Consider the following 13292-nt stretch of genomic DNA (forward strand, 5'->3'; position numbering starts at 1 on the left):
TTTCGTGTCAGACTTATCTCCAGTGAGGCCCCTTCAATCGAAATTTGAACCATTGAAGATAGAAAAAGAGGTTTCAGATTTTTGGGTTGAGAAAAAAGTTTACAAGGCCTTAAAGGAATACAACGGGAAATTTACAAAGAAATTCCTTTTCATAGATGGACCACCTTATCCATCCGCACCCATACCCCATATAGGCACCATTTGGAATAAGGTAATCAAGGATTCCATCTTAAGATACAAGAGGCTTGAAGGTTATAGGGTCCACGACCAGCCAGGTTATGACACCCATGGATTACCCATTGAGGTGGCCGTTGAGAGGAAGTTAAATATTTCTCAAAAAAGGGATATATATGATAAGATAGGTGTAGAGAAGTTTGTCCAGCTCTGTAGAGATTTTGCACTAACTAATCTGAATTCCATGTCCGAGAATTTCAAGAATGTCGGCGTATTCATGGATTGGGAGAATCCCTATCTTACCTTGGATTCAACGTTTATCAGCAACTCATGGGCTGTAATAAAGAAGGCACATGAGAAGGGGTTACTGGCAAGGGATGTTCAAGTTTTGCACTGGTGTCCAAGGTGCGAAACGACGTTATCCGATTACGAGGTGTCCGAGTACAAGGATATTGAGGATCCTTCCATATACGTCAAGTTTAAGGTAGTGGGATCCCAGAACAAGTTCCTGGTTATATGGACCACAACCCCATGGACCTTGCCCTCTAACGTCTTTGTGATGATAAACAAGGACTACAAGTATGCTGAAGTTGAGGCTAATGGTGAGGTCTATATCATTGCAGAGCAAAGAGTGGAGGCGGTAATGAAGGAAGCTAAGATACAGAAGTTCAAGGTCCTTAGAACGTTCAAGGGAGAGGAGATCCTTGGACTTCGCTATGAACACCCATTACGGGACATAGTACCTGCACAGCATAACATTGACCAATATCACGTTGTGGTAGACGCGGGAGATAGGGTAACCCTGGAGGACGGTACTGGTCTTGTGCACTCTGCACCAGGGCACGGTGATGTGGATTTTGAGGTAGGCAAGTCCAACGGAATGCCTGTGGTGATGCTAGTAAATGACAGAGGTCAGTTCACTGAAATGGCAGGAAAGTATGCTAACATGAATGTCAGAGACTCGGCTAATGTGATAATTCAGGACCTGAAAGAGAGAGGCGCCCTTCTTCATGCTGGTAAGATAGTTCACCGTTATCCCATTTGCTGGAGATGTAAATCTCCACTAATATTGAGGGCAATAGACCAGTGGTTTATTAGGGTCACCAAGTTAAAGAATAAACTACAATCAGAGATAGACAGAGTTAACTGGATACCTTCTTGGGGGAGGACGAGAATAGGGAATATGGTTGCCGAACTCAGGGACTGGGTGATAAGTAGGCAGAGGTTTTGGGGAAATCCGCTTCCCATATGGGTATGTGAAAATGGGCATGTGAACGTAGTTGGGAGCGTGGAGGAACTAAAGAAGGTAGCCTTGAATGAGGTTCCCGAAGATCTTCATAAGCCTTGGATAGATAACGTTGTTATTCGATGTGAGAAATGCGGGGCCAAAGCTAAGAGAGTTCCTGATGTAGCGGATGTCTGGTTTGACAGTGGCGTAGCCTTCTTTTCCAGCCTAGGAAAAGACTGGATGAGCAAGTGGAAGGAGTTAGGCCCAGTGGACTTAGTTTTAGAAGGCCATGATCAATTAAGGGGTTGGTTCTTCAGCCTCCTTAGATCGGGAGTTATCTTAGATGATAGGGCTCCCTATGAGGCAGTATTGGTTCATGGTTTCATGCTTGACGAGCAGGGAAGGGAGATGCACAAGAGCCTAGGTAATTACGTTGAACCTTCTGTTGTAATCGAGAAATATGGAAGAGATGTACTAAGGCTAATGCTATTGAGAAATACCACATGGGAGGACGTCAAGTTTTCTGAGAAAAACCTCGAACTATCACAAAGAGACCTGCAAATTATATGGAACGTATTCCTCTTTACCTCAATGTACATGAACCTAGACAACTTTAGTCCCACGAAGATGAGCCTCGAGGAGGCGTTGAAATATGCTAGGGTGGAGGATAGATGGATAGTGTCGAGATTTTACAATATGCGGTCTAGGGTTAGCGAGGCGATGAGGGATTACAAGGTTCATGAGTTAGCCAATGAATTGGTAAGATTCATGATAGAGGACATAAGCAGATTCTACTTGAGGCTTGTGAGGAAGAGGGCCTGGGAGGAAGGATTAAGCCAAGATAAGCTGGTCCTCTACACTATCTTGTATTATATAATGCGTGAATGGTTGATAATGGCCTCAGCCGTCGTTCCATATTTCGCCGAGAAAGTATATCAGACCTTTGTGGTTAACGACAAGAAACTATCTGTCTCCATGGAGATCTTAGGAAATGTAAGGAAAGACTTGATTGACAATGAGCTCGAAGCCACGGTAGAATTAATGAAAGCTATCTCTGAGGCTAGCTTGAACGCTAGGGCAAAGGCCAACATTAAACTTAGATGGCCAGTATCAGTTGCCCACGTTTTCTTAAAGGACTCTGGCTTAATAGCTAAGCTCGATGAGAACAAGGAGCTATTAAAGACCCTCCTCAACTCCAAGGAAGTTAGATTCTACGATATGGCGAAGTTTTACGAGTTCAGTCAGTTGAAGATAGAGCCAGATAAGGGAGCCATAGGGAAGGAGTACAAAAGGTTGTCCCCTAGGATCGTACAATACGTGGAGAGCAATAAGGAGGTCATAGCTAAGGATATCCTTGAAAAGGGGTTCCACACGGTGTTTATAGATGACACGGAGGTAAAACTATCCACAACACATCTAAGAATTACAGAGGAAGTGAAGCCAGAATATACCAGCGGATCCTTTGAGAGCGGGGTTGTACTCATACCTAGGGAGATTAGCGGTAAGGAAGAGGAGGAAGGAATAGTCAGAGATGTGATAAGGAGAATACAATATATGAGAAAATTAATGAACTTAAATGTAACCGATTACATAATTGTCAGTATAGTCCCTCCACAGGATAGAGCTGAGGTTCTGGAAAAATTCAGGGACTACATCTCTGCGGAGACCAGGTCTAAGGAAGTTATCATAGGACAACAGGAGGGAGACCAGATTACCACCTGGGACATTGATGGAGAAGAATATACAATAGGTATAAGAAAGGTTCAGTAGATGTTTCCCTTTCCCAGGGCTCACCCCCTTAATGTAGCTATCTATCCTGATATGTTTACCTTGAAAAACAACCTTACGGTTTTTACCCTGGAGGTTTCTGACGTAATTAGGGCTTTGGTTGAGTTCAGGGTCACAAGGCTCTACCTAGTGGATCGGGGCGAACGTTCGCACTTGTCTAGGATAAGGAAGCTCATGACATATGCTATGACCCCTCCTTACCTTAAAAGGAATATAGGGATAGACCCGGACCTCAGCAAGGCAGGTTTACTTCAGCCTATTAATACTCCCTATCATGCTGTATCTAATGTTCCTGTAGAGGGGGAGATAAGACTGGTCCAGCGGGGGAATAGTGGTCTGAAGGGTTGTGAAGGGAAGAACGGTTTCATGCTAGTGGTTAACTCTGAGAAATGCAAAGCATTGAGGTACACTTCACCCTTCTATGAAGGACCATCAATTGAGACCATCTCTGAACTAGATTTAGGCAAGATTAACAACGTCGTAATAGCTAGCAGATCTGGTCTTGATCCTTTGGAGAGTATCGGTACCCTAAGATCTATGTATCAAAGTCATGGCATCACGCTTTTAATAGGACCTCCAAGCGGAGGTATAAAGTCATTGTTCAAGGCCTATCCATCCTTTAACTTCATACGTAAACAAGGGGTATCCGACGTTAGGTCTAAGGAGGCCTTAATTGCAAGTCTCACTGTACTAAATTTTATCTTAATGTGAGACAATTGTCTACTCAGTTATCTCATATCCAGCTAAATCGTACTTTAAGGGTGTTCGATTTCAGGGGGTTGGGGATCTAATATTATGTCCTCATAGTTGGGCATCAAATTTATTATTGGTCATCGATCTGATGTGATAGGAGAAGGGGTATAGGATGGGACATAGAAAGTTATCCTCGCCAAGGAGAGGATCAGCCGGATTAAGACCCAGAAAAAGATCAGAGGAGCTTTTACCATCTCCAAGATCTTATCCTGAAGTGAACTTACCCAATCCCGTAACTCTTGGGTTTGTGGGATATAAGGTGGGCATGACCCACATCTTTATGATAGACGAAGATAGATCCTCGTCTATGTTTGGGAAGGAGATTTATGTCCCCGTTACTGTTCTGGAGACTCCACCCATTTACGTTCTTGCGTTAAGAGCTTATGGGTTAAACAATAGGGGAGAACATTCAGTAATGGGCGAAGTGTGGGGGGATCTGGGAGACTTTGGCAAGTTCATCACTAGAAGAATAAGGGGATTAAAGATTGATAAAGAGAAGAAGGAACATCAGTTAAAGGACATTGAGTCTAACCTTGAGAGCGTTAGCTACTTTAGGCTTCTCGTTTCAACCCAACCGCATCTTATTCCAGCCCTTGGTAAGAAAACTCCGGATATTGTAGAGGTTCAGATAGGTGGTGGAAACACAAAAAACCAACTCGAGTATGGTTTAAAGCTTCTCGGCAATACTCTTTCAGTAAGGGACGTCTTCAAAGAAGGTCAGCTTATGGATATAATAGGTGTGACCAAGGGACATGGTTTTCAAGGTGTGATCAAGAGGTACGGAGTACAGGAGTTACCTAGATGGCATAAACATAGGAAAGGTAGCAGGAAGGTTGGTACAAAAGGTCCATCTTTGGGAACTCCAAGTTATGTTCCTCAGCCAGGCCAGATGGGATTCCACAGGAGAACCGAGTACAACAAGAGGATCCTGAAGATATCAGACGATACCAAGTTGATAAACCCCAAGGGTGGTTTCGTGAGATATGGACTAGTCAAGAATACCTACCTTCTAGTTCAAGGCTCCACGATAGGATCCATAAAGAGACCTCTCTTCCTGAGGTACCCCATCAGACCTTATTCCGCACAACTTCCGGTTCCGAAGGTTACCTATGTGGATGTGAACAGTAAGCAGGGGTGAAATGAGTGTATACAACTCTTTTAGAAAAAAGTACAAAAGTATTGGATCTATCAGGAAACAAGGTAAAGGACGTTCAGCTACCTTTAATCTTTAGTTATCCTGTAAGGAAGGACCTAATAAGGAGGGCATTTCATTCGTCATTTACGCAAGGTCTACAGCCTAAAGGAAGGGATCCAATGGCTGGCAAGAGAACCACAGCTAAAAGTTTTGGTATAAACCTAGGTTTGGCGAGGGTTCCACGTATAAGGGGAGCAGGTGAGGGTGCACTAGCCCCTAATACAGCGGGAGGAAGATTGGCTTTTCCCCCGTCTCCTAGGGAAAGAGTAAAGGAAGACATAAACGAGAAGGAAAAGAGGTTAGCCGTGATAAGCGCGTTGGCCTCTACTACTATAAAGGAGATTGTAACAAATAGAGGACACAGGTTTACGGGTGATCTACCGCTAGTTGTGGTCGATGATCTTGGAGGTATCAAGAAGACAGCAGAGCTAGAGGAGATCTTGATTAAGCTAGGACTGGAACAGGAATTAAAAAGGGCCTCTTACAAGAGAATAAGAGCAGGTAAGGGGAAGATGAGAGGGAGAAAGTATAAGCGTACGGTCGGACCATTGCTTGTTGTTCATGATCCCAAACTGCCTATTGTGGAGGCAGCTCTAAACTTGCCAGGCGTAGATGTAGTATCAGCTAAAGATGTGAGTGTAATTCATCTGGCACCAGGAGGACATGCGGGTAGATTAGTAATTTATACCGAATCTGCCCTTAAGGTTCTCCAGGATAGATTTAAGGGGCTGATAAAATGATCAAAGAAAGTATTTCCACGGAGAAGTCGGTTAGATTGTTAGAATCAAATAATACGCTAGTTCTCGTAGTAGATAGGGAGGACAATAAGGCAACTATAAAGAGTGAAGTGGAGAAGGCGTTTGGAGTGAAGGTAGAGAAAGTTAACGTGGTGATAACACCTAGAGGTGAGAAGAAGGCGTATGTCAAGCTGGCGCCTGAATACAAGGCGTCAGAAATAGCCCAGAAGCTTGGAATTCTTTAGGTGATTTAAATGGGTAAGAAACTTTTACAACAAAGAGCAGGAAGAGGAAACATAAATTTCCGAAACCCAGGTTGGTTAAGGGTAGGAAAGGTCAGATATCCAACTATAACCGGGCATCATATCGCTAAGGTTGTTGATATTTTGCATAATCCTGGAATGACAGAACCAGTGGCAAAGGTTAAGTTAGATACTGGTATTCAGTTCTTCATTCCTGCCGTTCAGGGATTAATATCAGGTCAAAAAATAGAGGTTGGAGAGGGCTCCCCAGCATCCTTGGGTAACATAGTTCCAGCGAAAGATCTACCTGAGGGTGTGTATGTATCTAACGTGGAACTTCATAGAGGAGATGGTGGAAGATACGCAAGAACGGCTGGATCATACGCAATTGTAGTGGGGAAATCTGAGGGAAAAGTTATTCTAAGGTTACCCTCTGGAAAGATAAAGGAGATAGATGAGAACGCTTTGGTCACTGTGGGAACTGTGGCAGGTGGAGGGGTCTTAGAGAAACCTCTTCTAAAGGCTGGAAATAATTACTGGAAGTATAAGGTCAAAGCAACAAAGTGGCCTGATGTTAGAGGTGTTGCGATGAACGTTGTGTCTCATCCACACGGAGGAGGTCTTCATCAGAGCGTTAGCAGGTCTAGCACTGTAGCTAGGAATACCCCGCCAGGCAGAAAGGTTGGACATATTGCAGCACGTAGAACGGGTAGGAGGGATAGGAAGTGAACTTAAATAATACTAGGGGGGATGATCTGTAGATGTCAGTGGAGATTCCTGCCGAGTGGAAGAAGTTTAGGTATAGGGGCAAATCATTAGAAGAATTGTTGAACATGCCAATGGACGATTTTATCAAGTTGTTACCCGCCAGACAGAGAAGATCTTTGAGGAAGGGTTTTACTCCTTCAGAAAGGACTTTAATTGAAAAGATCAGGAAAATCAGAAGAGATTCAAAGGCAGACAAGCCGATTAAGACCCATGTGAGAAGTCTGGTAATTTTACCGGAGATGGTAGGTTTGAAATTTGCAGTATATAATGGCAAGCAATTCGTTGAGTTTCAAGTGGTGCCTGAGATGATAGGGCATTATCTAGGTGAGTTCTCTATACCGATCCAGAAGGTAGAACATGGAGAACCTGGCCTTAAGGCTACAAGATCCAGCCTCTTCATGGCCATGAAAGGGTGAAGAAAATGGCAGCATGGAATTATCCTATTCTATCCCTTGATGATAGTAGAGTTGGTAAAGCAGTGATTAGAAATGCTCCTGTTTCGATAAAGGATCTCTATAATGTGTGCAAGGCAATTAGAGGAATGAATGTTAAGGAAGCCCAGGCTTTCCTCCAGAGAGTTATGGAGGAGAAGGAGGCCTTGCCATACTGGAGATATGACCACGGTGCTTCTCACAAGTCAAATATCTCAAGAAAATGGAAAGTCAAAAGTGGCAGATATCCTAAAAAGGCTATAAAGTATGTAAACAAGGCCCTAGAGAACGCATTGGCTAATGCGCAAGGAAAGGGATTGGATGAGGATAAACTCAAGGTTGTCCATATAGCAGCGCATAAGGGCATTATTATAAAGAGATTTATGCCTAGGGCGTTTGGTAGGGCCACTAAGAAATACAACAGGACTTCTCACATAGAGGTTATAGTTGGTGAGGTGTAGAGCTTGGTTGATATAAAGAAATACTTCCTTCAAAAGTCCATGACAAGAGTAATGGTAGATGAGTTCTTAGCAAAGGAATATTATAACGCTGAATATGCTGGTTCTGAGATCAGCAAGACTCCCATGGGTACTAGAGTTACAATCTATGCGGGTAGACCAGCGATCATTATAGGTAAAGATGGAAAGACAATAAAGAGGTTGGCCCAAATATTGGAGAAGTACTTTAACCTAGAGAATCCTCAGATCACTGTAACTCAGCCGGAGAAACCAGAGCTGAACGCTAGGGTAATGGCGTTCAGGCTAGCGGTGACCCTTGAGAAGGGATATCACTTCCGAAGAGCTGCCTTCATGACAATCAGGAGGATAATGAACGCTGGAGCCCTTGGAGCAGAGGTGATAGTTAGCGGAAAGATTACTTCAGAGAGAGCTAAGTTCGAGAAGCTTAAGGAGGGAATAGTCTACAAGACCGGCAATAACCTAGATGTAATGGTGGACAGGGCCATAGCCATAGCCACACTCAAGATGGGAATATATGGCGTTGAGGTGGTTATAACGAAGCCCCTGAGGACCATAGATAAAATTTCGCTTAAACAAACTGCAGGCACTAGTACTGGGGGCGAATCTGGAGAAGTTAGGGTAACAAACGTGAGGATAATTGATGAGACCCAAAACGTTAAACTTGAGGAACAATTAGGAGGCGCAGAAAATGACCAAAAGAGTCAGTGAACTCAGGAAATTAAGCGAAGAGGACCTAAAGAAACGCCTGGAAGAGCTCAAGGCTGATCTTCTCAAGAGAAAGGCCGAGGCGAGGATGGGAACGATCAAGAATACTTCCTCGATAAGGAATATAAGGAAAGATATAGCCCGTATATACACTATACTTTCAGAAAAAAAGAGAAATGAGAAAAAATAGATTTTTAGAGTATGATCTAATAGGGAAAAGAGTAAGGATTTTAACTCATTCTGATCCCTCCTTGGTTGGGAGGGAAGGAATAATAATTCTGGAAACCGAGAAAACCTTTCTCGTTAAGGCAGGGGACAACGCATTTTCCGTATATAAACCCAATGGAATTTATGAGATAGATTTTAAAAGACGTCGATTAACTATATGTGGCGACGCCTTGATAGGCAAGCCGATAAAAAGGTTGAGGTGATTTCATGTCTCAAGTAAAAACAAAAAACGTGGGCATTCCTGGGATCACTCCTCCTAGTAGGGAGTGTGAGGACGAGGATTGCCCATTCCATGGGAGTTTAAAGGTTAGAGGTACTCTAATTGAGGGTACCTTGGTTAAGAATAGGGCACCCAAGATGGGTGTGATCGAAAGAACTTACCTGTTCTACGATCATAAATACAAGAGATATGAAAGGAGAACGAGCAGAATTCATGCGAGAGTTCCCAGTTGTCTGGACGTCAAGGAAGGAGACAGAGTTATAATAGGGGAAACTAGACCCCTATCTAAATCGGTTTCCTTCGTAGTTCTAGGCAAGAGGTGAAAATGAATGCCAGAAAAAATGCAGGTATTAGGATCGAGGAAGGGCCTAACTCCCGCAGTTCAAAACTATACTATGGTAAATGTGTCTGACAACAGTGGCGCTAAGGAGGCCATGATCATTAGTGTCTTCGGCTATAGAGGTGCTCTAAGGAGAGTACCTTACGCAAACGTAGGCGATCTTGTGATGGTATCTGTTAGGAAAGGAGCTCCTGACGTCAGAAAGCAGAAGTTTAAGGCGGTGGTAATAAGGCAGAGAATGCCCTTCAGAAGGCCAGATGGTACTTGGATCTCGTTCGATGATAATGCAGTAGTTATTGTAAACCCAGATGGTACAGCAAAGGGAACAGAGATAAGAGGTCCAGTAGCAAGGGAAGCTGCAGAAAGATGGCCAAAGGTAGCTAGCCTGGCTACCTTAATAGTTTAGGTGATTTCGATGGTATCGTCTAAACTGATTGCCCCTCTTTCCGATGAGCTAGCGAAGGAATATGGAATGAAAAGAATCGGTATAAGGAAGGATGATACTGTGAGAGTAATGAGGGGAGATAATTACGGCTTTGAGGGAAAGGTGACTCAGGTGTTCCCTGAGTCTGGTAGAATAGCTATTGAAGGTCTGACTAGGAAGAAGGCAGACGGCACTCCAGTCTACATTAAGATTCACGCTTCTAAGGTAGAAATTACTAAGTTGAATACAAATGATCCAAGGAGGAAAGACATTATAAATAGGAAAGCTTCAAGGCAGAAAGAGGAGCAAGGAGGTAAGGCTCAATGACTCATATTACTAGATTAGAGGCTCCCTGGTTCTTAAGAGCGAGTAAAAAGGAGTATAAATGGACCGTTAGAGCCTCGCCTGGTCCCCATCCGTTAGGCAAGAGTATCCCACTAGGTTTACTTCTGAGGGATTATCTCGCGTTTACTTCTTCGCTTAAGGAATCTAAGAAGATAATTTCAGACGGTAAGGTGCTAGTGGATGGAAGAGTAAGACGTGATTACAAATATCCTGTAGGTTTGATGGATGTGATTGCTATTCCTCATGCTGACCTATATTTGAGAATAGTTCCAGATCGTGCTAGGCTTCTTAAACCTGTAAAGATCTCGGAAGAGGAAAGTAAATTCAAACTCGTGAGGTTGCTGAACAAAACGCTCGTGAAGGGGGGTTTACTTCAATTTAATCTCGAAGATGGGAGGAACCTTTTGATAAGCAAGGAGTCCACTGAAATGTTCAAGCTTCCTACCCTGACAACCTTAAAGATATCAATTCCAAACCAGGAGATATTAGGTGTGTATGGGTTTAAGGAAAATGTATATGTTATGGCTGTAGGTGGAAAGAACGCAGGAATCATAGGTCAATTAAAGAGAATTCAGACCTCTCCTTACAAGACCAGGCGTTACTCCATTGTTGTAATTAGAAGCCCAGACGGTTCTGAATACGAGACTAACCTTGAAAATGCAATGGTTATAGGAGAGGAAAAACCTGAGGTGAAGGTGGAGTAAAATGGAGCAGGTAACTAAACAAAATCCAATGAGAAATGTGAGGATCGCCAAGGTAACGGTAAACATTGGACTTGGTGAATCGGGAGAGAGGTTGCAAAAAGCTTACCAATTAGTGGAAGAGCTAACAGGAGCTAAGCCAGTTTACACAAAGGCTAAGAAATCCATTAAGGAGTTTGATGTGAGAAAGGGAGCTCCGATCGGTGTAATGGTGACTTTACGTGATGAAAAGGCTGAGGAATTCCTAAAAAGAGTGCTGGCTGCCGTTAATTATAAGATTAAAGCCAGTAGCTTTGATAAGCACGGAAATGTAAGTTTCGGTATTGCAGAACATGTGGTGATTCCAGGCACACGTTATGATCCTGAGGTGGGTATATTCGGACTTGATGTGGCCATAACATTTGAGCGCCCAGGTTTCAGAGTAAGCAGGAGAAAAAGACAGAAATCAAGGATTCCAGATTCCGTGAGGGTAAGGAAGGAAGAAGCAATGAAGTTCCTCACGGAAAACTTTGGGGTTACTATTGTTTAAGGTGATATGAATGGGTAAGTATAAACCACCGGCTGAAAGGAAACATGGAAAGGGAGTCCAATATTGTAGAAGATGTGGAAGCACAGACTCTGTAATACAGAAATACGGGATATATTTATGCAGGCAATGTTTCAGAGAAGTTGCATATCCATTAGGGTTCAAGAGGTTGAGGTGAGATAGATGACGGTAATCAACACTTTGTCAAACGCTTTAAGCTCCCTGTATAATAACGAGATGAGAAGAAACAAGCAAGCAATTATAATGCCCTCGTCTAAATTGATAGTAAATGTTCTGCGTGTAATGCAAAAAGAGGGATATGTAGGAGAATTTGAGTACATTGACGATGGTAGATGGGGCAAGATTCTAGTACAATTAATGGGCAGAATCAATAAGTGCGGTGCTATAACTCCTCGTTACTCCTTGACTTACAGGGAAATGATCAGTCTTCCAGATTACATCAGGAGATATCTGCCATCGAAGGAGATTGGCGTAATAATAGTTTCAACGCCAAAGGGAGTTATGACCCATAAGGAGGCAGCAAGGCAAAGAACGGGAGGAATTGTCCTGGGTTATGTATATTGAGGTGAAAGTATGCAGATGGTATCCTTCAGAGAGGAAATACAAATACCTTCTGGGATAACAGTTAACATTGATGGTAAGACGGTGAAGGTAAAGGGGAAGAAGGGTGAACTATCAAGAGACTTCTCCTTTGCCAAATTCCTTACCATTTCCCTTGAGGATGGCAAAATAATACTAGAGGGATCCTTCCTGGGGAGAAGGGAGAAGGCCACAGCATATAGTATTGTAAAGCATATCAAGAACATGTTCACCGGGGTTCAAAATGGATACAGATATTATCTGAAGATAATATTTACTCATTTCCCAATAACTGTAAAGGTTGTTAACGATGAGGTTCAGATCACTAACCTAATTGGAGAGAAGAATGTTAGAGTGGCCAAGATAATGCCAGGCGTTAAGGTGACGGTTAAAGGAGAGGATATAGTGGTTGAAGGGATTGATCTAGAAAAGGTGTCGCAGACCGCTGCTAATATTGAGACAGTAACTAAAATCAGAGATTTCGATAGGAGGATATTCTCAGATGGGATTTATATTTACAAGAAAGAGGTGATCTCGTAATGAACGGTAAAACTAGTTTAAGTAGGAAAAAGATATATAAAATGAAATTGAAACATAAGGCTCTGTTGCCTAAATTCCTTAGGTATGATTGGGATAAGTACTTTAGACTGGAGAGGCAAGAAAGGTGGAGAAGGACAAGAGGTCAAGATAATAAAACCAGGCTAAGGATAAAGGGATTTCCGAAACCTGTCATGGTAGGCTTTAGGAGCCCTAAGCTCATTAGATATCTTCATCCTACAGGTTTGAGGGAAGTTATAGTGAATAACGTCTATGAAGTGGAAGAACTCAAGGAATCAAAGGACAGAGTTATTCTAAGGATTTCTGGAAAAGTCGGTCTTAAGAAAAGGTTAGAAATAATAAGTAAGGCCAAGGAATTGGGATTTCGTGTAGCTAATGGTGAGTAAACATGGCAGAGCTTGAACTTCAGAAAAGGCTCGCAGCTGATATAAAGAATGCTGGAGTTAGTAGGGTAAGGATACCACCAGAGCATGTGGATGAGGTAGCAGGTGCATTAACTAGGGAAGAAATAAAGAGGCTCATAAAGGATGGTAAGATTGTAATTCTTTCTACGCGTGGGAATAGTAGAGGAAGAGTAAAGGAGAGGAGACGCAGTAGGAAAAGAAAGGGTGAAGGCAGAAGAACAGGAAGTAAAAAGGGTAGAAAGGGGGCTAGAACTGGTAAAAAGGAGGAATGGATTGTCAAGATTAGAAAGATAAGAAGATACTTGCAATGGTTAAGAGATCATGAAATTATAGATACAAGGACCTATAGAACCTTATACATTAAGGCCAAGGGAGGCACATTTAAGAACCTCAATGACGTAAAGACTTTGCTCAAACAGATGGGCAAGATAAAGGAGTGATGATAG

Annotated in this window: 21 protein-coding genes; all 21 read left to right on the top strand. The window is 42.8% G+C overall.

What is annotated here, in order from left to right; genetic code table 11:
* Positions 1 to 22 precede the first annotated feature (22 nt).
* On the top strand, positions 23 to 3172 hold the full coding sequence (gene ileS, locus MSED_RS00465; RefSeq protein WP_048060219.1) for an isoleucine--tRNA ligase: 3150 nt from the start codon (positions 23 to 25) through the stop codon (positions 3170 to 3172).
* Entirely contained in the window at positions 3173 to 3901 is a 729-nt protein-coding gene (locus tag MSED_RS00470; RefSeq protein ID WP_011921236.1) for a putative RNA uridine N3 methyltransferase, read from the top strand. It abuts the gene before it with no gap.
* Between the two features lie 154 nt (positions 3902 to 4055).
* Complete coding sequence (locus MSED_RS00475; protein WP_011921237.1) at positions 4056 to 5081, top strand: 50S ribosomal protein L3; 1026 nt, start codon at positions 4056 to 4058, stop codon at positions 5079 to 5081.
* 5 nt (positions 5082 to 5086) lie between these two features.
* Complete coding sequence (gene rpl4p, locus MSED_RS00480) at positions 5087 to 5878, top strand: 50S ribosomal protein L4 (RefSeq protein ID WP_011921238.1); 792 nt, start codon at positions 5087 to 5089, stop codon at positions 5876 to 5878.
* A complete protein-coding gene (locus MSED_RS00485) occupies positions 5875 to 6120 on the top strand; it encodes a 50S ribosomal protein L23 (protein ID WP_011921239.1) in 246 nt (81 codons plus the stop codon). The genes rpl4p and MSED_RS00485 overlap by 4 nt, the downstream gene beginning before the upstream one ends.
* Before the next feature lie 9 nt (positions 6121 to 6129).
* Complete coding sequence (locus MSED_RS00490) at positions 6130 to 6846, top strand: 50S ribosomal protein L2 (protein ID WP_011921240.1); 717 nt, start codon at positions 6130 to 6132, stop codon at positions 6844 to 6846.
* A 32-nt stretch (positions 6847 to 6878) separates the two neighbouring features.
* On the top strand, positions 6879 to 7301 hold the full coding sequence (locus MSED_RS00495) for a 30S ribosomal protein S19 (protein WP_011921241.1): 423 nt from the start codon (positions 6879 to 6881) through the stop codon (positions 7299 to 7301).
* Between the two features lie 5 nt (positions 7302 to 7306).
* The gene (locus MSED_RS00500; RefSeq protein WP_011921242.1) at positions 7307 to 7777 is read left to right on the top strand and encodes a 50S ribosomal protein L22; all 471 of its coding nucleotides are present in this window, start codon (positions 7307 to 7309) and stop codon (positions 7775 to 7777) included.
* A 3-nt stretch (positions 7778 to 7780) separates the two neighbouring features.
* Complete coding sequence (locus MSED_RS00505; RefSeq protein ID WP_011921243.1) at positions 7781 to 8503, top strand: 30S ribosomal protein S3; 723 nt, start codon at positions 7781 to 7783, stop codon at positions 8501 to 8503.
* The gene (gene rpmC / locus MSED_RS00510; RefSeq protein WP_011921244.1) at positions 8484 to 8690 is read left to right on the top strand and encodes a 50S ribosomal protein L29; all 207 of its coding nucleotides are present in this window, start codon (positions 8484 to 8486) and stop codon (positions 8688 to 8690) included. Before MSED_RS00505 ends, rpmC begins: the two co-directional genes overlap by 20 nt.
* On the top strand, positions 8677 to 8931 hold the full coding sequence (locus MSED_RS00515; protein ID WP_011921245.1) for a ribonuclease P protein component 1: 255 nt from the start codon (positions 8677 to 8679) through the stop codon (positions 8929 to 8931). The genes rpmC and MSED_RS00515 overlap by 14 nt, the downstream gene beginning before the upstream one ends.
* Positions 8932 to 8935: 4 nt before the next feature.
* Positions 8936 to 9271 (top strand): 30S ribosomal protein S17, encoded by a 336-nt coding sequence (locus tag MSED_RS00520; protein ID WP_011921246.1) that lies wholly within the window; start codon positions 8936 to 8938, stop codon positions 9269 to 9271.
* Between the two features lie 6 nt (positions 9272 to 9277).
* On the top strand, positions 9278 to 9694 hold the full coding sequence (locus MSED_RS00525) for a 50S ribosomal protein L14 (RefSeq protein WP_011921247.1): 417 nt from the start codon (positions 9278 to 9280) through the stop codon (positions 9692 to 9694).
* 9 nt (positions 9695 to 9703) lie between these two features.
* Entirely contained in the window at positions 9704 to 10039 is a 336-nt protein-coding gene (gene rplX / locus MSED_RS00530) for a 50S ribosomal protein L24 (RefSeq protein WP_011921248.1), read from the top strand.
* Positions 10036 to 10761: a 30S ribosomal protein S4e gene (locus MSED_RS00535; RefSeq protein WP_011921249.1), complete on the top strand. Its 726-nt coding sequence runs from the start codon at positions 10036 to 10038 to the stop codon at positions 10759 to 10761. Before rplX ends, MSED_RS00535 begins: the two co-directional genes overlap by 4 nt.
* Before the next feature lies 1 nt (position 10762).
* Positions 10763 to 11287, top strand: coding sequence for a 50S ribosomal protein L5 (locus MSED_RS00540; protein WP_011921250.1), 525 nt, complete (start codon positions 10763 to 10765; stop codon positions 11285 to 11287).
* A 10-nt stretch (positions 11288 to 11297) separates the two neighbouring features.
* A complete protein-coding gene (locus tag MSED_RS11900; RefSeq protein WP_011921251.1) occupies positions 11298 to 11462 on the top strand; it encodes a 30S ribosomal protein S14 in 165 nt (54 codons plus the stop codon).
* Positions 11463 to 11467: 5 nt separating this feature from the next.
* A complete protein-coding gene (locus tag MSED_RS00545; protein WP_011921252.1) occupies positions 11468 to 11869 on the top strand; it encodes a 30S ribosomal protein S8 in 402 nt (133 codons plus the stop codon).
* A 9-nt stretch (positions 11870 to 11878) separates the two neighbouring features.
* Positions 11879 to 12424, top strand: a complete 546-nt coding sequence (locus MSED_RS00550) for a 50S ribosomal protein L6 (protein ID WP_011921253.1) — start codon at positions 11879 to 11881, stop codon at positions 12422 to 12424.
* The gene (locus MSED_RS00555; RefSeq protein WP_011921254.1) at positions 12424 to 12828 is read left to right on the top strand and encodes a 50S ribosomal protein L32e; all 405 of its coding nucleotides are present in this window, start codon (positions 12424 to 12426) and stop codon (positions 12826 to 12828) included. The genes MSED_RS00550 and MSED_RS00555 overlap by 1 nt, the downstream gene beginning before the upstream one ends.
* 2 nt (positions 12829 to 12830) lie before the next feature.
* Positions 12831 to 13286: a 50S ribosomal protein L19e gene (locus MSED_RS00560; protein WP_011921255.1), complete on the top strand. Its 456-nt coding sequence runs from the start codon at positions 12831 to 12833 to the stop codon at positions 13284 to 13286.
* The last annotated feature ends 6 nt before the right edge of the window (positions 13287 to 13292 follow it).

It is taken from the genome of Metallosphaera sedula DSM 5348, from assembly GCF_000016605.1.
GTDB classification, from domain to species: Archaea; Thermoproteota; Thermoprotei_A; order Sulfolobales; family Sulfolobaceae; genus Metallosphaera; species Metallosphaera sedula.